Here is an 18,482-nt window from a genome sequence, read left to right as displayed (position 1 = left end):
ATGGCCGGTCCGCGATGTGCGTTTCAGCCAACCCCACGGACGATCAACGCGGCCGGGTGGAACGGAGGCCGTCGAACACGATGCCCAGGGCTCGGGTCCGCAGGTCTCGATCCCAGCTGGCGTGTTCCGCGGCCAGCGTCATACCCGCCAGAATCGCCATCACCTCGGTGATGTCGGCATCGTCACGTACCGCACCCGCGCCCTGCGCTCGGGCCAGAAGCCCGCCGAAGGCGTGTACGAGCTTCCGCCCGCTCGCCGAAGTGGCCGCTTTCACATCGACACCGGCACGGACCAGTGTGTCGGCGAACGCCTTCTTCGTGGCGGCCTCCTCGACCATCCGCGTGAACAGCCCGAAGAAGGCCGCACCGGCGTCCGCCGCGGACGCCAGCGAGTCCGCCTCCTCGGCCAGCCGCTCGTAGCGGCTGACGACGATCGCCTCGAACAGCGCTTCCTTGGTCGGGAAATGCCGGTAAATGGTGCCGACGCCGACTCCGGCGTGCCGGGCGACCTCCTCCATGGACGCGGCCGGCCCCGCCGCGGCGAACACGGCCTCGGCCGAGTCCAGGACGCGCGCCCGGTTGCGCCGGGCGTCGGCGCGCAGCGGCTTGGGGTCGGCCATCACGGCGTCCGGACGTTGACAAGCGGAATCGATATTCCGTATCGTCTAAGCGGAATCACAATTCCGGATTCTACCAGGGGAGACATCGTGGACTACGTGACCATGGGCCGGTCCGGGCTGAAGGTCTCGCGGGCCTGCCTGGGGACGGTGAACTTCGGCACCGCCTGGGGACTCGGCGTCGAGGAGAGCGAGGCGCGGCCGATCATCGACGCCTTCCTGGACGCCGGGCACAACTTCATCGACACCGCCGCCAACTACGCCGACGGCCAGTCCGAGGAGATCGTCGGCCGGGCGGTGCGCGGGAGGCGCGATTCGGTGGTGATCGCCACCAAGGGGTTCATGCCGCAGGGGCCGGGCCCCAACGACCGCGGGCTGTCCCGGGTTCATCTGACCCGTGCTCTCGAAGCGAGCCTGCGCCGGCTCGGCACCGACTACATCGACCTGTACCAATGCCACATGTGGGACGCCGACACGCCCATCGAGGAGACGATGGCCACGCTGGACGGCTTCGTACGTTCGGGCAAGGTCCGTTACCTCGGCTGCTCCAACTTCACGGCCGGCCAGATCGTCGAGGCGCAGTGGGCGGCCGAGCACTGCGGCGGCACTCCCTTCATCAGTCTGCAACCGCAGTATTCGCTGCTCGCCCGGGACATCGAGGCCGAGATCCTGCCCGTCTGCGCCCGCCATGGCCTCGGCACCCTGGCGTGGGGCCCGCTGGGCGGCGGCGTCCTCGCCGGCCGCTACCGGCGGGACACCGCTCCGGAGCCGGGCACCCGGATCGGCCGCCTGCTGGCGAGCGGCCGGGAGGCAGCGCGCGAGTGGGCCGCCGACCAGCTCACCGAACGGAACCTCGGCATCGCGGACGAGGTCGCCAAGATCGCCGCCGAGCTCGACATGACGCCCGCCGCGGTCGCGCTGGCCTGGGTTCGCGGCCGTCCCCACGTGACGACCGTGATCGTCGGCCCTCGCACCATGGAGCAGTACGAACAGAACCTGGCCGGCCTCGATCTGACCCTGCCCGGGGAGCTGGTGGCCCGCCTCGACGAGGTCTCCGGACCGGTGCCGGCCGCCGTCACCGGACGCTGACCAGCACCCTCCAGGGGCGACCCGGCCTCGGCGCACGTTCCGGGTGATGGATACGGTGTGTCGAATGCTTACGGTTGTGACGGCGTTCACCCCCATCTGGATCATCGGCGCCCTCGGCTGGCTGACCGGGCGTTTCCGGGTGGCGAGCGGGCAGTTCCAGCAGGCGCTCACGGGATTCACCTTCACCATCGCCATGCCCGCCGTGCTGTTCACCACGCTGAGCCGGACGCCGCTGAGCCAGATCCAGCCGCGACCGCTGCTCGCCTTCGCGATCAGCACCGTCCTTGTCGGCGTGCTCGCGCTGGTGACGCTCCGGGGCAAGCTGCCCGACCGGGTGATCGGCGCGATGTCGTCGGCCTACGTGAACGCGGGCAACCTCGGCATCCCCATCGGCCTGTACGTCCTGCACGACGCGACCTTCGTGGTCTCGGTCCTGATCTTCCAGGTGCTGGTGATGTCCCCGCTGATCTTCCTGGGCCTGGGCGTCGAACGCTCATCCCTGCTGGCCCCGCTGCGGATGCCGATCGTGGTCGCCTCGGTGCTCGGCCTGGCCATGTCCGCCCTCGGCTGGCACCTGCCCGAACCCGTGATGAGACCGCTGGACCTGCTCGGCGGCGCGGCGGTGCCCTTGGCGCTGTTCGCGCTGGGCATGTCGCTGAACGGCTCGGCCGTCGCCTGGCGCCGAGTCGCTCCGGTGGTGACGCTCAAGCTGCTGGTCCAGCCGCTGATCGCCTTCCTGGCCGGGCGCTTCCTGCTGCACCTCGAGGGCCACGCGCTGTTCGCGGCCGTCCTGTTCGCCGGGCTGCCCACCGCGCAGAACACCTACGTCTACGCCGCCGAATACGGGCGGCCCACCGAGCTGCCCCGCGACACCATCCTGGTCTCCAGCGTCCTGTCGCTGGTCACCCTCTCGGTGATCGCCCTGCTGGGCGGGATCTCGGGGCCTCTCGCGCCGGGCGTGCGATAGCGCTCAACACGCCCATGAATCCCCCAATTTCCTATTGCTTTTGTGGGGAATATCGCGCAAGATTTGAACTGTGAAGAGCAGCGAGCTTCTGGTAGCTCGCCTCCACGTCGATCTCAGACGGCAGGCGAGCGCACTCTGTGCCATGCGGTGACCTCCGGGTCCCGCTTCCCGTCTCCCCTTTTCACACTCCACCATCTCAGGAGCGCTTCAGCATGCCCACGACCAGCATTCTGACCGTCAATCGCGTAGCCGGGCACATCGGTGCCGAGATCACCGGCATCGACCTCGCCCACCCCCTGGACCCCTCCACCGTCGAGGAGATCCGCCAGGCCCTGTTCGCCCACAAGGTGGTCTTCTTCCGTGGCCAGACCCTCGACCATGGCGGCCAGATCGCCTTCGCCCGCCAGTTCGGCGAACTGACCCACGCCCACCCGCACGAGGACACCCCGCCGGAGGATCACCCGCAGATCCTCACCATCGACCCGCGCCGCTACGAGGAGCGGTACGGCCCCGACTACCGCGAACTGAACCGCAAGCGGCGCTACTCCTACAACTCCGGCTGGCACACCGACGTCACCGCCGCCGTCAACCCGCCGGCCGCCTCGATCCTGCGGGCCGAGACCGTGCCGGAGTTCGGCGGCGACACCCAATGGACCAACCTGGTCGCCGCGTACGAGGGCCTGTCCGCGCCGCTGCGGGCGTTCGTGGACGGCCTGCGCGCCGAGCACCGCTTCCTCGCCGGATACCGGCCAGCCGAGAGCGACGGCAAGCTCGTCAAGCGGATCAACGACAACCTGCTGGTCTCCGTGCATCCCGTGGTGCGGGTGCATCCCGAGACCGGCGAACGGGCGCTGTTCGTGAACCCCGGCTTCACCGATCACATCGTCGGCCTCTCCGCCGTGGAGAGCCGCCGGGTGCTGGACCTGCTGTACGAGCAGATCACCCGTCCCGAGTACACCGTCCGGTTCCGCTGGCAGCCGGGCAGTCTGGCCTTCTGGGACAACCGGGCCACCGCCCACCTCGCTCCGTCCGACCTCGACCACCTGGACGTCCAGCGCACCCTGCACCGGGTCACCCTGATCGGTGACCGGCCCGTGGGTCCCGACGGCTTCGTGTCGGAGATCGTCGCCGGTCGCGAGTTCAGGGCCGAATCCCTCGTCGTCGCCTGACGACCCGAGAGCGTGCGGGCGTGATCGGGGCCGCGCCCGCACGCGCTGGCCACCGGACGTGTCAGGAGGTTCTGCGCCGCGGTACGGCCCACGGGAGCCGGCCCTGGGTGACGGCGAGGACGGCGCCGACGAGGAGCACCGCCGCCCCCACTGCCTGCAGCCGAAGATTTTGCGAGAAGCCTTCGTCTTACCGGAGCCATGTCGAGGTTCCATACTGACTCCTTGACATGAGCGTCGGGAGGCCGGATGTTGTACGGACGCGGGGCCGAGCAGGCCGAGATCGACGCGCTGCTCGAAGCCGCCCGGACCGGACGCAGTGGCGCGGTCATCGTCAAGGGCGAGACCGGCATCGGCAAGTCGGCGCTCCTCGACTACGCCGCCGGGCAGGCCGCCGGTTGGCCGGTGCTGCGCACACTGGGTGTGGAGTCGGAGACCGAGCTGCCGTTCGCCGCCCTCCATCTGCTCCTGCGACTGGTGCTCGGGCACGTCGAGCGATTGCCGCCCGGCCAGGCGGCGGCGTTACGCGGCGCGATCGGGGCGGCGCCGGCCGAGGTGGCCGACCGCTTCCTGGTCGGGCTGGCCGCGCTCACGCTGCTGTCGGACCTGGCCGGAGACGGGCCGATCCTGTGCCTGGTCGACGACGCGCAGTGGCTCGACGACGCCTCTGCCGGCGCACTGCTGTTCGCAGCCAGGCGGCTGAACGCCGAGGGGGTGGTCATGCTGTTCGCGTCCAGGGACGGCGCGCCCACCCCACGCCCCGGAGCGATGCCCGCGCCGCGTTCCGGGGCGGCGACCACGTCGGGAGAGACTTCGCCGCGGTGGGAAGCGCTCGCCGCGGCCCGAGCGGCACCGCCGCACATGGAAACAATGGCCGGGCACCGAGTAAGCCCGCCGCGGCTGGAGGCGCTGGCCTCGACCGGGGTGGCCGAGCTGCGGCTGGGGCGGCTGGAGGCGGAGGCGGCTGAGGCGTTTCTGGCCGAGCGGGCCACTGATCTGGCACCGCAGGTGCGGCGTCGGATTCTCGACGAGGCGGCGGGCAATCCGCTGGCGCTGATCGAGTTCGCCGCCGTGCTGACCCCTGAGCAGCGCGCGGGCCGGTTGGGCCCGCTGCCGTTCACGGGTGAGTCGGGGCCGCTGTCGCAGCGGGTGCGGAACACGTTCGAGGCCCATATCGACCGGTTTCCCGAGCCTGCCAGGGCGGCGCTGCTCGTCGCGGCGGCAGATGACACCGGGGATCTGGATCTGGTGCTCCGGGCCGCCGCCCGTCTTGGCGCGACGGTCGCGGACCTGGCGCTCGCCGAACGCGAGGAGCTGATCCAGCTCTCGGCGGCCGGGCTGTCGTTCCGGCATCCACTGATCAGGAGCGCGGCCTATCGCGGCGCGCCGTACTTCCGCCGAGTCGCCGCCCACCTGGCACTGGCGGAGTCGCTGAGCGACCAGACGGCCGGGTGCCTGGGCGACCCGATGGCCAGATCCCTGACCGTCCCAGTGGCCAGATCCCAGAAAGCCCACACGGCCGCGCCTCTGCACGAGCGGACGGCCCCACCCCTGGGCGATCAAGTAGTCGAGTCTCTGGGTGGCCAGGCGCGGGCTGATCGGCGGGCCTGGCATCGGGCCGCCGCCGCTACCGGTCCGGACGAGGAGGTCGCCGGGGATCTCGAGCGCGCGGCCGTACGGGCCCGCGACCGGCAGGGGACGGCCGCCGCGTCCGTGGCGTACGAGCGGGCCGCCGACCTCACCGCCGACACCTCCCACGCGGCGCGCAGGCTGATCGCGGCGGCGGAGCTGGCGGTTCAGGCGGGACAGTTGAAGCGGGCCATCGGGTTGGCCGGCCGGGCGGCGCCGCTCGTCACGACTCCGGCCGAGCACGCCGGCCTGGCCCGGGTACGGGCTTGTGTGGAGGCGGAGTAAGGCTCGCCGAGCGCGGCGGGCCGGCTCCTCACCGAGGGCGCGGACCACGTACTGACGGCCGATCCCGCCCTGGCGGCCCGCATGCTGGCCGAGGCGATCCACTACGCCTCCTTCGCGGCCGACCCGAAGCTCGCCCACGACGCCGACCTCCGGCTCGCCGCGCTCCCGCTACCCAAAGAACCGCTCCCCGCCGGAATGGCGGTAGGGGAGGACCAGCCCGCGGAGGACGTCCCCCCCACCCGTACGGCGGCCGGGCTCGCCGCAGGGATGGCGGTCGTGGCGCGGCTTGTGGAGGGGCAGTCTGTCGCGGACGTCTCTCCTGTTCGGGCGGTCGCCACGCTGGCGGGCGAGTTCGGTGAGTTATTGCCGCTCGCCACCTCCCTCAGCGTCATCTCGGGTGACGAGGTGACGGCCCACCGGCTGGCCGGGGCGCTGGTCGCGCGGTGTCGGGAGCATGGTCTGATCGGTGTGCTCCCCCAGGCGCTGGCGCTGCTCGCGCAGGCTGAGCTGCTGCGCGGCAGGCATCGTGAGGCGTCGGCCGCCGCTTCGGAGGCGTTGAGCGTCGCCTCCGACATCCATCAGGCCCATCGGGCCGGCCACTTGCACGGCCTGCTCGCCTGGCTGGCCGCGGTCGGGGGCGAGGAGGGGCGGTGCCGGGAGCTGGCCGCGGAGGCGGATGGCGACGTCGAGGCCACCCGGGCGCTCGCCGCCTGGGCGCTCGGGCTGTCCGAGTTGGGCTCGGGCCGGGCCGGGGCCGCTCTCGGCCACCTTCAGACGGCGGGGCACCGGCATCCCGTGGTCGCGCTCTACGCGGCGCCCGACCTGGTCGAGGCGGCGGTTCGCGCGGGGCGGGATGATCTGGCGGTGCGGGCGGCGGCCGGGTTCGACGGCTGGGCGGCGGTCATGGACCGCCCGTGGGCGAGCGCCGTCGCCGCCCGGCTCAGGGGGCTGCTGGCCCAGGGCGACGAGGCGGGCAGGCACTTCGCGCGGGCCGTGGCCGTACCCGCTGATCAGCCGTTCCAGCAGGCACGCAATGAGCTGCTGTACGGAGAGTGGCTCCGGCGCGCGCATCGCCGTTCGGACGCGCGGCGGCGGCTGCGTACGGCCTTCGAGGCGTTCGACGCGCTCGGCGCGGCGCCGTGGGCCCGGCGTGCCCACGGCGAGTTGGAGGCGGCCGGCGCGGCCGCCGTGTCCAGGGGCGGTGGCCTGCTCGACCGGCTGACCCCGCAAGAGCGCCAGGTGGTACGGCTGGCGGCGGCGGGGCTGTCCAATCGGCAGATCGGCGCGCGGCTGTTCCTCAGCCCGCGTACGGTGGGACATCATCTGTACAAAGCGTTTCCCAAGCTCGGCGTGGCCTCCCGCGCCCAGCTCACCGGGCTCGACCTAAACAGGTGATCGCGGCTACTTAGTCGCGAGCCGGCATGACCGGGGATGGGCCGCCCACCGACCGATTCGCGGATGATCGTCCGCGCTTTACCGTGCTTCCGACCTCACGGAAACGGAGAGCGTGGATGCACAGATCACTCAGATCCGGTTTAGCCCTGCCGTTAGTCGGGGCCATGGTCGCAGCCGCCCTGATCGCCACCGCACCGGCCGCCTCCGCCGCCGCGCCCGCGCGGAGCGACGGGCACCGGACCACTCTCATGGTCCACGGGTTCGACCGCGAGGCCGACACCAACTGCGCCAGCTCCTGGAAAGACGCCAAGACCCTCCTGAACGCCAACGGCTGGGGCGACGTCGTCACCTTCGGCTACTACAACAAGGCCACCAACTGCGACCTCAGGCTCCAGGGGACCACCGACACGCGCATCCAGGAGATCGGCCGCCAGTTCGCGTGGACCGTCTACTACCTGTACTCCAGCCATGACGTGGCCATCGACGTTGTGACGCACTCCATGGGCGGCCTGGTCGCGAAGGCGGCCATCGAGGGCGTCAACAGGTACGGCGTGGGCAAGACGCCGCCCGACCTGAGCGGGCTGACGGTCGACAAGAACAACATCGGGGCGACCGTGTGGCCCATCGCCTGGCCTCCTTACCTGTACATCGAGGACATGGTCACACTCGCGACGCCGCACCAGGGCATCGGCAGCGCGCTGGTGACCGCGTGCGCCATCACCCACGAGCAGTGCAGCGACATGCGCCCGGGCAGCGGCTTCATCAGCTGGCTGGGGAAACAACCACTCTCCCAAATGGGTACGGACTACACCTTCCTCGCCTCGAGCCACGACGACACGGTCAGCGTGGACTCGGCGACCAACAAGCGCACTGCCCATCATTGGGCGCTTTATGACACGAACGCGGACGGCGGGACGCTGAGCCACACCGCCATGCGGACGACCTCGACCGGCGCGTGGCAGGCGTCGTGGGGCGGGCAGCTGAGCGACGAGGGTGAAGGCTCGTACCCCGCGCCGCTCCTGCGGATGATGGACGGCCTGTACGACCAGCAGGCCCAGTAGCCCGGAAAACGACGATCGGCACGCCGTCACGAGGACGGCGTGCCGATCTGTTCGGGGGGCTACTTGAGGCCGTAGGCCCGGGTGATCGTCTGGTCGATGGTGTTGCCCTCGGCGTCCACGCCCTGGGCGCGGATGCCCACGGTGCCGTTGGTGGCAGACAGGGCGGGATGGGCGATGGTCGCGGTGTAGGAGGTGGCGTTCTTCTTGGAGGTGGTGACGGCCTTCCAGTGGGCGCCGTCGTCGTAGGTGACCGAGAGCTTCAGGCTGCCGAGGCGCGCGTCGGGCACGTCGTAGGAGCCCTGGTAGCCGGTGACCGTGATCTTGTGCGGCTTGGCCGCCGCGGTCTTGTTGTCGAGGTCCAGGTCCAGGTCGTAGCGGAGGTTGAGCCTGCGGACCGGCTCGCACGGGGTGAGGGTGCTGGCGAAGAACCAGCCGACGCACAGGCCGTCGCTGAGCGTCTGCATCCCACCGGTCGGGCGCTTCGAGCTGAACGTCCACTCTGTCGCCACGTCGGTCGCGTACTGCTGCAGCGGCTGCGGCGTGTGGAACTTGTCGGTGAGGCGATAGCGGGACTCGCCCTCCGGCAGGTTGAACCTCGGCATCTGGATCAGGACCGGGCCACTGGTCCCCGATTCGACCATGGGGATCTCCTGGCCGTCACGGTAGAGGTGCTGCTCGTCCTTGCCGCCGCGCGTCTCCTGCCACCGCGCGTTCCAGGTGAACGGCTCCTGGTTGTTCAACCCCGGGCCGAGGATCGGCAGGGCGGTCACGAAGGTGTCGCCGGTGCGGCAGGGGAAGCACGTCGTGGTCCCGGTGGAGCGGGCCAGGTCGGAGAACACCGGGGTGCCGGGCACGCGCGGCTGGGCGCCCCACTCCTCGGTCTTCGCCCCGGCTGACGGGTAGACGTTCACGGAGGTCGCCGACATTCCGAAGCGCCGGTTGTAGTCGGTGCCTCCTTCGGGGTAGGCCAGCTGGGTCTCGTGGTTCCACGAGACGTCCGGCGAGACCGGCCCGACGTACTCGGTCACGGTGCTCTGCGCGGGCCAGGAGTAGCCGAACCGAGCACCGAGCAGCCAGCCCGGGTGGGTCACCACGGTCGCCTCCCAGAGCATGGAGGCGACGGCGGGCCGGTCGGAGTGCAGGCGGTTCTCGATCTCGTAGAGGTTCCGCTTGCCGAGCTCGTAGTCGAGCTTGGCCGGCACGCGGCCGCGCTCGTGCAGGAGCAGCGAGTAGATGTACGGCGTGGCGGTGATGCCCTCGGCCTGGATGCTCACCGGCCGCTTGGCGAGCTGGGCGGCCAGGGCGCGACCCTCGTCGGCGGGCAGGCTCATGGTCGGGATCGGGTAGATCGGCCAGCCCCTCGTCAGTTCGAGGAAGGCCCGGTTGACCGCCCCGTAGCCGAGCACCCCGGCCGCGCCGGCTTCGGCCGCGGCCTTGACCCGGTCGAGCGCGTTGCCCGTGCAGGTGTTGGCCGGGCACAGGTCGGAGAGGTCGAGCAGGACGAGCTTGCCGCGTACGCCGGCACCGGCGAGGTCGGCGGCCTGGCCGCGCCCCCCGGACACCAGGGTGAGCGTGCTACGGCCGTTGAGCTTGGGAACCGCCTCCGCCAGGTTCTGGTAGCGGGGATGCAGGGTGAGCCGGTCGGCCTTCATGCTGATCACGGGGGCGCCGCGCAGGACCTGTCCCGCGACGTCGAAGGTGCCCTGGGTGACCGAGCGAGTGGGCAGCAACCAGTAGTTGTGCAGCCCATAGGCGGAGCTGGACTGGAATCCGATGGACCCGATGCCGTTGGCCGCCTGGCGCTCGGAGAAGTACTGGGAGTTGTAGACCTCGGTCGGCTTCGGGGTGTTCTGGGTGACCTGCCGCGCCTTGCGCATGTCGAGGGTGATCGTGGTGTCCTTGGTGGCCGCGAACTCCGGCTGCGACGGCAGGCCGATGTTCCACTGGCCGTCGGTTCCGCGCCAGCTCACGCCGGAGCTCACGCTGAAGGTGCCGGCGTAGACCTGCGTCTCGGACTCGGTGCCGCTGCTGGGGTAGTAGATGAAGTCGAGGTCGTCGCGGTCGTCGGTCCGCAGGATCACCCACGGGATCGGCTGTACGTCGGTCGCGCCGTCGGGGAGCACCATCTTGGTCCGCACGGTGACCTTCTCGGGCTCGACGAACGCGCCCACCGCGGTGCTCAGCGTCACGGCGCCGCTCGCGTCGGCGGCGTGCACGAACCCCTCGTACCAGGTGGCCGGGCCCGACGGGTCGAAGGCGACGGCGACGGGCGCGGTGCCGTGCGCCGGGACGGTGACCGTGTCGTGGTCCAGGGTGAGCGTGTGCTCGGGCGCGTCGCCACCCTTGTGGGCCGTGACGCCGGACTTCAGGGTCAGCGTCACCGGCTGGTCACCGTCGTTGGTGTAGGTGATCGTCTTGGTGACGGGGGCCTTGTGGGGGTAGGCCAGGGCGCCGAAGTCGAGGTTGCCGGACGCGCTGACCGCCTGCCGTACGGCTCGCGCCACGTCCACGCGCCCGGAGCCCTGCTCGTACGCGCCGAAGCCGTCGTCGTGGGCGGTGCTGACGAGCGCGGCCTTCAGCTGGGCGCCGGTCCAGTCCGGGTGCTTCTGGGCCAGGAGCACCGCGGCGCCGGACACGTGCGGCGTGGCCATCGACGTACCCGAGGCGCCGGTGTACTTGTCGTTCACCACCGAGCCCATCGACGTGCCCGCGGCCCTGGCCGCCACGATGTCCACGCCCGGGGCGACGAGGTCGGGCTTGAGGCTGTAGTCGCGCAGCACCGGGCCCTTGCTGGAGAACGGGGCGAGCTTCTCCTCCCCGTCGACCGCGCCGACGGTGAGCGCCGACGCGGCCGAGCCCGGTGTCGCGATCATCCGGTTGTCGTAGTCGTTGCCCGCCGCGATGACGAACAGCGACGTCGACTGCGCGCTGAGGTTGTCGACCGCCTCGCTCAGCGGGTCGGGCCCGGCGAAGCAGCAGGCGCCGGCGCTGATGCTGATCACCCGGGCCTGCTGGGCGACCGCCCACTCCATGCCGGCGATGATGGAGGAGGAGTCACCGCTGCCGGCCTTGTTGAGCACCTTGCCGACGAGCAGGGACGCCTTCGGCGCGACGCCGGTGTACTTGCCGTCGGACGCGGCCCCGGTGCCCACGATCGTGGAGGCGACGTGGGTGCCGTGCCCGTGGCCGTCCTGTACGTCCGCCTCTTCGGTGAAGTTCGCGGTGGCCGTGATGCGGTCGGCGACGTCGGGGTGGGTGGTGTCGATGCCGGTGTCGAGGACCGCGACCTTGACGCCCTCGCCCTTCAGGCCGGCGGCCCACACCTCCGGGGCGCCGATCTGCGGCACGCTCTTGTCGAGTACGGCCTTCACCTTGCGGTCGAGCCAGATGGCCGACAGCCCTCGGTCGAGCGAGGCCGTGACGCCCTTGTCGGTCGACGGGCGGTCGACGGCGGTCCAGAACTGGCCGGCCGTCTTCTTGTCCACCCGTACCGCGGCGCCGCCCACGCTGGGCAGGCCGCGCGGCTCGGCGGTGGCGGGCAGCGCGTCGGCCTGCTGCGACAGAGTCTTCGCCGCCTGCTTGGCCTGACCGTACTGGACGATCAGCGGCAGGCTGGCGCTCTCCTTGTCGGTGTAGCCGTTCGCCGCCAGGTAGGCGACGTCGAACAGCGCCTTGTCCAGGCGGCCCGAGGACACCAGGCCCATCACGTCGGAGGGGTAGACGTAGTAGGCGTTCCGATCGCGCACGGAGATGAAGTTCACCGGGGCGCCGTCGGGACGCGGGGCGGGGGTGACCTGGTGGCGCGGATTGCCGTTGGGGCCGGTGTCGTAGGCGACCACGTCGCCGGTGATCAGGGTGATCTTCGCCGCGTCCGCGGCCGGTGTTCCGGACGACTCGACGGCGGCGGCGGTCTGGCCGGAAAGGGCGGGTGCGGGGGTGGCCGAAGGCGATGGCTGTACGGCCATGCCGGTCGACAGCACCAGCCCCATCGCTAAAAGCCCGATGGACGGGCTTCGCCATCGTTGACGAGTCATGGGTCTCCTCGCGGGATAGCAGGCATGATCGACTCTCCCGAACCATGACATGTCAAGAAATATCTTGAAAAGATGACTCGTCGTCCTTTTCCCGCCAATGACGGGAAAAGGACGACGGGAGAGCCGGGTTGTGGGTGATCATGGTGGGATGCTGCGCATCCTCGGCCTGTCAGCGGCGGAGCAGGCCCTCTACGAGGCTCTGGTCGAGCACTCCCCCGTCACCCTCGAAGAGCTGGAACGGCTCGGCGGCACCCCGGGGCTGGCCGTCGGCCTGGAGGAACTGGGGCTGATCGCCCGCCTGCCCGAGGATCCGCCCCGCTTCATCGTCGTACCGCCGGAGATGGGACTGGACGCGCTGATCCGTGAGCGGACCCGCGCGCTGGCCGAGGCCAGGCTGCGGGTGGCTCAGCTGTCCACGCGCTATCACCTCACCACGCCCGACCAGGAGTCGGCCGGGCTGGTGGAGGTGGTGATCGGGCGGGAGGCGGTGCTGCGCCGGTTCGAGCAGCTCCAGCGCGGCACCCGGCGCGAGATCCGGATGTTCGACGCGCCGCCGTACGCGGGCGTCGTGGGCGGCAACACGCAGGAGTTCGACCTGCTGAGCCGCGGCGTCGACTACCGGGTGGTGTACGACAGGCGGGCCATCGAGATGCGCGGCACGCTGAAGACCATCGTGGACTACATCGCCGCGGGCGAGCAGGTGCGCGTCGGCGACGTGCCGATGAAGCTGGTGCTCAGCGACTACCCCATGGCCCTCGTGCCGCTCCGTCACGACCTGCAGATGGTCGAGTCGGCGCTGGTCGTGCACGACTCGACGCTGCTCGACGCGCTGGCGGCGCTGTTCGAGATGTACTGGGAACGCGCCGTGCCGCTGCACGTCAGCCACGGGCGCGCCCGCCTGCCGGAGACCAGGAGCCCGACCGACGCGCAGCGTGACCTGCTGGCCCGGCTGGTGGCGGGCCAGACGGACAAGGCCATCGCGGCCCACCTCGGCTGGAGCGACCGCACGGTACGGCGTCACGTGCACGCCATGATGATCCAGTTGGACGCCCAGACCCGCTTCCAGGCCGGTTACCAGGCCGTCCTGCGCGGCTGGCTGGCCGACGAGAAGGGCGTACACGATGACCCGGAGTGACGGGAACCACCCGGGGGCGCTCGGCGCGGCCGGTCTCACCCCGGACGAGGAGGCGGTGTACGAGCTGCTCATCGACGGCTCGCCGGCCACCGCCGCCCGGATCGCGTCGCTGGGCGCGGCGATCGGCCTGCGCGCCGATCAGCTGCCCGCGCTGCTCGCCTCGCTGGAGGCCAAGGGGCTGGTCACCCGGTCCGATGGGCCGGCCCGCTACGCCGCCGTCGCCCCGGAGGCCGCCCTGGACGTGCTCCTGGTCACCGCGGAACGGCAACTGCTGCGGGCCCGCGAACGCGCGGGCGAGCTCGACCAGGCCTTCCAGCGCCGCCGGGCGGCCGGGGAGACGCCGCCGGCGGTCGTCGAGGTGGTGACCGGGCAGCGGGCGGTCCAGCAGCGGCACGCCCAGATCCAGCGGGCCGCCTGGCACCAGATGCGCTGCTTGTCCAAGCCGCCGTACTTCGACCCGCCGGGCAGCGTGACGGCGCAGCGTGAGCTGCTCGACCGGGGCGTCACGAGCCGCATGATCTACGAGCGGGAGTTCGTCGACCGGCTCGGGGCGCTGCGGCTGATCGAGACGATGGTCGGGGCGGGCCAGCAGGCGCGGGTGCTGCCCAGCCTGCCCATGAAGCTCTACCTCATGGACGACCGGTTCGCCCTGCTACTGCTGCGCCACCACCCGGACGACCCGGACGCCGACGCCGCGCTGGTGGTCCACCCGTCCGGGCTGCTGGAGGCCCTGAGCAGGCTCTTCGAAGGGCTGTGGCAGCGGGCGCTGCCGCTGCGCCTGCGGCCCCCGGCGCCCGGCGCGGCACCGCCCGCGCGCACGCGTCCTTCCGCGCACGATGACGAGCGGTTGATCGCGCTGCTGGTGGCCGGGCTGACCGACGAGGCCATCGCCCGGCAGCTCGGCGTCGGCTACCGTACGGCCGAGCGGCGCATCGCGAACCTCATGAGCCGGCTGGGCGCCCACACCCGCTTCCAGGCGGGCGTCCAGGCCGCCTTCCGCCATCCCCCGCCGCCGGAGAGCTGAGGCTCAGCGTTCCGGGCACCCGGGCGAGGCGCGGTTTCAGCCGACCGGCGCCGGGCAGACGGCACTCCCGGACGAGGGAACGGAGAAGCTCCATGGACGCCATCGTGTTGCTCAAGGACGACCACAAGACGGTCGAGGGGCTGTTCAAGAAGTTCGAGCAGGCCGGAGAGAAGGCCTACGCCGAGAAGCGCCGCGTCGTGGACCAGTTCACCAAGGAGCTGGTCACGCACGCCTACATCGAGGAGGAGCACTTCTACCCGGCCGCCCGCGCCAAGGTGCCGGAGACGAGTGACCACGTGCTGGAGAGCGTCGAAGAGCACCACGTCGTGGTCTGGTTGCTGTCCGAGCTGAAGGACCTCGACCCCAAGGACGAGCGCTTCGACGCGAAGGTCACGGTGCTGATCGAGAACGTCCGGCACCACGTCGAGGAGGAGGAGAAGGAGTGGTTCCCGCAGGTCCGCGCCGCGATGGGCCGTAAGGAGCTGCAGGAGCTGGGCGAGCGCATGGAGGCCGCCAAGGCCGAGGCGCCCGCCGAGCCGCTCGCCGTCAAGAGCGCCACGCAGTAGGCCGTCCATCTCACCGAGCTCATGGCTTTCGCCGCTCACTTCCCCCTGTGACGAGGTGCTCGACGAACAGGGCCGCGGCCGCCGTGGGGGTGGGCAGCGGGTCCCAGGCCAGGCCGATCGGGCGGTGCTGGGCCGGGACGAGCGGGAGGTAGGCGGGGTCGTCGTGTTCCAGCGAGGCGGGGAGCGGCAGGACGCCCACGCCGAGCCCGGCGCCGATGAGGCCGCGTACGGTGGCGATCTCCTCGCTCTCGAAGGCGATGACCGGCTCGAACCCCGCCTCCTCGCACAGCCGGTCGATGACCCGGCGCAGGTCCGTGGTGGGGGCGAAGGCGACGAACGGCTCGTCGCGTACGTCGGCGAGCGTCAGCCCCGGAGCGGCGGCGAGCGGGTGCCCGACGGGCAGGGCGAGGCAGAGCCGCTGCTCGCGTAGCGGGTGCCAGCGCGCGGCGTTGCCTTCCGGTGGCGGGGTGACCAGGGCGGCGTCGATGTCGCCCTGGGCCAGCCGGGTGAACAGCTCCCTGGCGAAGCCCTGGTGCAGCTCGAAGCGGATGCCGGGCGTGACGGCCCGGAGGTCGCGCAGGATCTCCGGCACCAGCCAGCGGCCCACCGAGTGCAGGAAGCCCAGCCGGATCAGGCCGGTGTCCGGATTGGCCAGCGCGTCGATGCGGCGGCGCGCGCCCCGCAGCTCGTCCACGGCGCGGGCGGCGTGCTCGCGGAACAGCAGGCCGAACCGGTTGACCGCGAGCCGGCGCCCGTGCCGGTGGAACAGCTCGACGCCCAGGTCGGCCTCCAGCCGGGCGAGAGCCCGCGACAGCGTGGACTGGTTGATGCCCTCCATCGCGGCGGTGTCGCGCATGTTCTCCGTGTCGCACAGCGTCAGGAACCAGCGCAGCGTCTGCAGCTCCATCCCGCGATGATGCTCTTCGCGCATCAGCTCCGTCAAATTCTGCATTTTGCGCATCAGCGCTGACCGGGCACGATCGACGGGTGATCTCGCCTCTCGAGTCAGGGGATCGCGCCTCCCTCCGGATCAGGTACGGGCTGATGTTCGGCGGGCTGGCCAACTTCCTGGCGCTCTACTATGTCCAGCCGCTGCTGCCCGGCGTCGCCGAGCGCTTCGGGGTCTCGGCGTCGGCGGCGACGGCGGTGCTGTCGCTGGCGACGATCACGATGGCGGTGGCGCTGCTGTTCGTCGGGCCGATCTCGGACCTGGTGGGCCGCGTGGTGATCATGCGGCTGTCCCTGACCGCGGCCGCGCTCCTGGGGATCGCCACCGCGTTCGCGCCCAACTGGCACGCCCTGCTGGTGCTGCGGGGGCTGCAAGGGGTCGCGCTCGCCGGGCTGCCCGCGGTGGCCCTGGCCTACCTGCGCGAGGAGGCGCCACCCGGCACCCACCTGCGGGCCAACGCCACCTACATCACGGGCACGGCCCTCGGCGGCGCGGTCGGCCGGCTGCTTCCCGGCCCGGTCCAGGCGGTGTGGGGGTGGAGCGGCGCCAGCGCCGTCGTGGGCGTCGTCACCCTGCTCTGCGCGATCGGCCTGTGGGTCCTGCTGCCGCCGTCGCGGCGGTTCGACCGGTCCAGCCCGCGGCTGCGCAGCGTGCTGCGGAACACGGCGCTCACCCTGCGTGACCCGGCCCTGGTGGCGCTGTGCCTGGTGGGGGCGGCGACGATGGGGGCGTTCGTCGGGCTGTGCAACGCGCTGACCTTCCGCCTGGAGGCCGCGCCGTACCTGCTGGGCGGCGCGGGCGCGCTGGTGTTCCTGGCCTACCCGGTGGGCGTGCCAGGACCGCTCGCCGCCGGGCGGCTGGCGCTGCGGCGCGGGCTCGGCCTGGCCGCCCTGCTCGGCGTCGCGCTCCTGCTGACCGGTACGCTGCTCACCGCCGCGCCCCAACTGCCCGCCATCGTGATCGGACTGGCCCTGGTGACCTTCGCCTTCCTCGGCACCCACTCCCTGGTCAGCGGCTGGGTCTCCGACCGCGCCCACCGGGTCGGCGTCGGCGTGGGCCAGGCCGCGGGGCTGTACCTGCTGGCCTACTACGCCGGCAGCTCGGTCTTCGGCTCGCTGGCCGCCTACCGGTGGCAGACGGGCGGCTGGTCGAGCGTGATCACCGTCTCGGTCGCGCTGCTCGTCGGCGCCGCGCTCCTGCTGGTCCTGGCCCGCCGCTTCGAGGCGCGATCATGCCGGTAGCCGTCACCGGGGACGGCGTCGCCGTCGCGTACCAGACCCGTGGCGCGGGCGAGCCCCTCGTCCTGCTGGCCGGGCAGGCCAATGACCACCACTGGTGGGACGGCGTCAGGGACGACTTCGAAGGCCGCCACACCACCGTCACCCTCGACTACCGCGGCACCGGGGACAGCGGCAAGCCGGACGTGCCCTACAGCACCCGGGGGTTCGCGGCCGACGTCGTCGCCGTCCTCGACCATCTGGGGGCCGACCGGGCCCACGTGTACGGCACCTCGATGGGCGGCCGGGTGGCCCAGTGGCTGGCGGCCGACCACCCGCACCGGGTGGGGTCGCTGATCCTCGGGTGCACCTCGCCCGGCGGCGCGCACGGCTTCGAACGGGACAACACGGTGAAGAGGTCGCTGGCCCAGCCCGACAAGCAGGCGGCCCGGCAGGCGCTGCTGGAGCTGATGTACACCCCGGCCTGGCTGGCCACGCACCCCGGCCCGTACACCACCCTCGGCGATCCCGGCATGCCCGCCTTCGCCCGGCGGCGGCACCTGGCCGCCAGCGCCGGGCACGACGCCTGGGACGCGCTGCCCGGCATCACCGCGCCCACGCTGATCCTCCACGGCACCGACGACGTCTTCAACCCGGCGGCCAACGCGCCCCTGCTCGCGGCCGCATCCCCGGGGCGGGGATCCGGCTCATCCCGGGCGCCAGACACGCCTACTTCGAGGAGTTCCGCCAGGTCGCGGGCCCCGCGGTCCTCGACTTCCTGGCGGGCCGCTGATCAGTCGATCATGACCACGGTGTTCGCGGCCAGGTCGTGCAGCGCCTGCTTGCGGCTGGTGAACACGATCCAGACGAGGTCGATCACGCTCACGCCCACCGCGACGAAGAAGCCGGACATCAGCGCGCGCCCCGCCGCCGTGGCGGGGGTGAGCCGGGCGCCGTTGTCCTGCACCACGCGGATGGCGAACGCCTTCTTGCCGACCGTCCGTCCGTTGCAGTAGCCGGTCAGCAGCCAGTGGTAGGCGTACCACACCAGCGTTCCGGCGATCAGCCAGCGCCAGTCCAGGTTGACCACGAAGTCGGCGAAGTCCTTCGTGGGGTCCATCGGCTCGAGGACCCCGGACCGCTCCCAGAGGGGCTTGGTGAGCACGCCCACGAGGACGACATCGTAGATACCGGCGAACAGCCGCCGCCAGCGGCCCGCGATCAACTCCTGCACGAGATAGCCGTACGGCGGGCCGTCACGCATGGATCCACTCCCCCGAGGTGAGTAGCGGTCTTTCTCCGAGAGGCGTTCCATGCCGTTCCACAGACCGGCATGCCAGAATCGTGCT

The 18,482-nt window shown here is 71.5% G+C and carries 15 protein-coding genes and 1 pseudogene; 12 read left to right on the top strand and 4 right to left on the bottom strand.

The window, feature by feature from the left end:
• Window positions 1–43: 43 nt before the first annotated feature.
• Window positions 44–619 carry a TetR/AcrR family transcriptional regulator gene (locus KLK06_RS17675; protein WP_214636555.1) on the bottom strand — a complete coding sequence of 192 codons (576 nt, stop codon included), beginning with the start codon at window positions 617–619 and terminating at the stop codon, window positions 44–46.
• Window positions 620–706: 87 nt separating this feature from the next.
• Here KLK06_RS17675 and KLK06_RS17670 point away from each other — a divergent pair, with 87 nt between their 5' ends.
• The 7 genes from KLK06_RS17670 to KLK06_RS17645 all read left to right on the top strand — a co-directional run bounded on the left by KLK06_RS17670 (window position 707) and on the right by KLK06_RS17645 (window position 8,208).
• Complete coding sequence (locus tag KLK06_RS17670; protein ID WP_214636554.1) at window positions 707–1,705, top strand: aldo/keto reductase; 999 nt, start codon at window positions 707–709, stop codon at window positions 1,703–1,705.
• A 64-nt stretch (window positions 1,706–1,769) separates the two neighbouring features.
• Window positions 1,770–2,672 carry an AEC family transporter gene (locus tag KLK06_RS17665; protein ID WP_214636553.1) on the top strand — a complete coding sequence of 301 codons (903 nt, stop codon included), beginning with the start codon at window positions 1,770–1,772 and terminating at the stop codon, window positions 2,670–2,672.
• A gap of 70 nt (window positions 2,673–2,742) precedes the next feature.
• The gene (locus KLK06_RS63075) at window positions 2,743–2,823 is read left to right on the top strand and encodes a putative leader peptide (protein WP_355451062.1); all 81 of its coding nucleotides are present in this window, start codon (window positions 2,743–2,745) and stop codon (window positions 2,821–2,823) included.
• A 61-nt stretch (window positions 2,824–2,884) separates the two neighbouring features.
• Window positions 2,885–3,841: a TauD/TfdA family dioxygenase gene (locus tag KLK06_RS17660; protein ID WP_214636552.1), complete on the top strand. Its 957-nt coding sequence runs from the start codon at window positions 2,885–2,887 to the stop codon at window positions 3,839–3,841.
• A 246-nt stretch (window positions 3,842–4,087) separates the two neighbouring features.
• Complete coding sequence (locus KLK06_RS17655; protein ID WP_214636551.1) at window positions 4,088–5,752, top strand: ATP-binding protein; 1,665 nt, start codon at window positions 4,088–4,090, stop codon at window positions 5,750–5,752.
• Window positions 5,753–5,833: 81 nt separating this feature from the next.
• Window positions 5,834–7,147: a LuxR C-terminal-related transcriptional regulator gene (locus KLK06_RS17650; RefSeq protein ID WP_214636550.1), complete on the top strand. Its 1,314-nt coding sequence runs from the start codon at window positions 5,834–5,836 to the stop codon at window positions 7,145–7,147.
• 164 nt (window positions 7,148–7,311) lie between these two features.
• A complete protein-coding gene (locus tag KLK06_RS17645; RefSeq protein ID WP_214636549.1) occupies window positions 7,312–8,208 on the top strand; it encodes a triacylglycerol lipase in 897 nt (298 codons plus the stop codon).
• Between the two features lie 59 nt (window positions 8,209–8,267).
• Here KLK06_RS17645 and KLK06_RS17640 read toward each other — a convergent pair whose 3' ends face one another.
• Window positions 8,268–12,242: a S8 family serine peptidase gene (locus tag KLK06_RS17640; protein ID WP_214636548.1), complete on the bottom strand. Its 3,975-nt coding sequence runs from the start codon at window positions 12,240–12,242 to the stop codon at window positions 8,268–8,270.
• Window positions 12,243–12,390: 148 nt separating this feature from the next.
• Between KLK06_RS17640 and KLK06_RS17635 the strand changes: the two genes are divergently transcribed.
• The 3 genes from KLK06_RS17635 (at window position 12,391) to KLK06_RS17625 (ending at window position 14,967) form a co-directional block, all read left to right on the top strand.
• Window positions 12,391–13,377, top strand: a complete 987-nt coding sequence (locus KLK06_RS17635) for a LuxR C-terminal-related transcriptional regulator (RefSeq protein WP_214636547.1) — start codon at window positions 12,391–12,393, stop codon at window positions 13,375–13,377.
• A complete protein-coding gene (locus tag KLK06_RS17630) occupies window positions 13,364–14,401 on the top strand; it encodes a LuxR family transcriptional regulator (protein ID WP_214636546.1) in 1,038 nt (345 codons plus the stop codon). Before KLK06_RS17635 ends, KLK06_RS17630 begins: the two co-directional genes overlap by 14 nt.
• Before the next feature lie 92 nt (window positions 14,402–14,493).
• The gene (locus tag KLK06_RS17625) at window positions 14,494–14,967 is read left to right on the top strand and encodes a hemerythrin domain-containing protein (protein ID WP_214636545.1); all 474 of its coding nucleotides are present in this window, start codon (window positions 14,494–14,496) and stop codon (window positions 14,965–14,967) included.
• Between the two features lie 19 nt (window positions 14,968–14,986).
• On the opposite strand, the gene KLK06_RS17620 is transcribed toward KLK06_RS17625, so the two are convergent.
• Complete coding sequence (locus KLK06_RS17620) at window positions 14,987–15,910, bottom strand: LysR family transcriptional regulator (RefSeq protein ID WP_214636544.1); 924 nt, start codon at window positions 15,908–15,910, stop codon at window positions 14,987–14,989.
• A gap of 44 nt (window positions 15,911–15,954) precedes the next feature.
• Between KLK06_RS17620 and KLK06_RS17615 the strand changes: the two genes are divergently transcribed.
• Both KLK06_RS17615 and KLK06_RS17610 read left to right on the top strand, forming a co-directional pair.
• Window positions 15,955–17,157, top strand: coding sequence for an MFS transporter (locus KLK06_RS17615; RefSeq protein WP_214636543.1), 1,203 nt, complete (start codon window positions 15,955–15,957; stop codon window positions 17,155–17,157).
• A pseudogene (locus KLK06_RS17610) lies at window positions 17,148–17,747 on the top strand (alpha/beta fold hydrolase); the annotation flags it as partial. The gene KLK06_RS17615 and the pseudogene KLK06_RS17610, both read left to right, overlap by 10 nt.
• A 179-nt stretch (window positions 17,748–17,926) precedes the next feature.
• Here the strand turns inward: KLK06_RS17610 and KLK06_RS17605 are convergent.
• Complete coding sequence (locus KLK06_RS17605) at window positions 17,927–18,397, bottom strand: RDD family protein (protein WP_214636542.1); 471 nt, start codon at window positions 18,395–18,397, stop codon at window positions 17,927–17,929.
• Window positions 18,398–18,482 lie beyond the last annotated feature (85 nt).

It is taken from the genome of Nonomuraea sp. NEAU-A123 (assembly GCF_018603905.1).
Classification (GTDB): domain Bacteria; phylum Actinomycetota; class Actinomycetes; order Streptosporangiales; family Streptosporangiaceae; genus Nonomuraea.
Note: the sequence above shows the minus strand (reverse complement) of the source record. Positions and strands in the feature narration are given on the sequence as shown.

Bases quoted from the DNA above. Each gene is read 5' to 3' on its own strand.
- KLK06_RS17665 (WP_214636553.1), top strand. From the start codon at position 1,770: ATGCTTACGGTTGTGACGGCGTTCACCCCCATCTGGATCATCGGCGCC.
- KLK06_RS17625 (WP_214636545.1), top strand. From the start codon at position 14,494: ATGGACGCCATCGTGTTGCTCAAGGACGACCACAAGACGGTCGAGGGG.
- KLK06_RS17635 (WP_214636547.1), top strand. From the start codon at position 12,391: ATGCTGCGCATCCTCGGCCTGTCAGCGGCGGAGCAGGCCCTCTACGAG.
- KLK06_RS17660 (WP_214636552.1), top strand. From the start codon at position 2,885: ATGCCCACGACCAGCATTCTGACCGTCAATCGCGTAGCCGGGCACATC.
- KLK06_RS17645 (WP_214636549.1), top strand. From the start codon at position 7,312: ATGGTCGCAGCCGCCCTGATCGCCACCGCACCGGCCGCCTCCGCCGCC.
- KLK06_RS17655 (WP_214636551.1), top strand. From the start codon at position 4,088: ATGTTGTACGGACGCGGGGCCGAGCAGGCCGAGATCGACGCGCTGCTC.
- KLK06_RS17605 (WP_214636542.1), bottom strand. From the start codon at position 18,397: ATGCGTGACGGCCCGCCGTACGGCTATCTCGTGCAGGAGTTGATCGCG.
- KLK06_RS17630 (WP_214636546.1), top strand. From the start codon at position 13,364: ATGACCCGGAGTGACGGGAACCACCCGGGGGCGCTCGGCGCGGCCGGT.
- KLK06_RS17640 (WP_214636548.1), bottom strand. From the start codon at position 12,242: ATGACTCGTCAACGATGGCGAAGCCCGTCCATCGGGCTTTTAGCGATG.
- KLK06_RS17650 (WP_214636550.1), top strand. From the start codon at position 5,834: ATGCTGGCCGAGGCGATCCACTACGCCTCCTTCGCGGCCGACCCGAAG.
- KLK06_RS17675 (WP_214636555.1), bottom strand. From the start codon at position 619: ATGGCCGACCCCAAGCCGCTGCGCGCCGACGCCCGGCGCAACCGGGCG.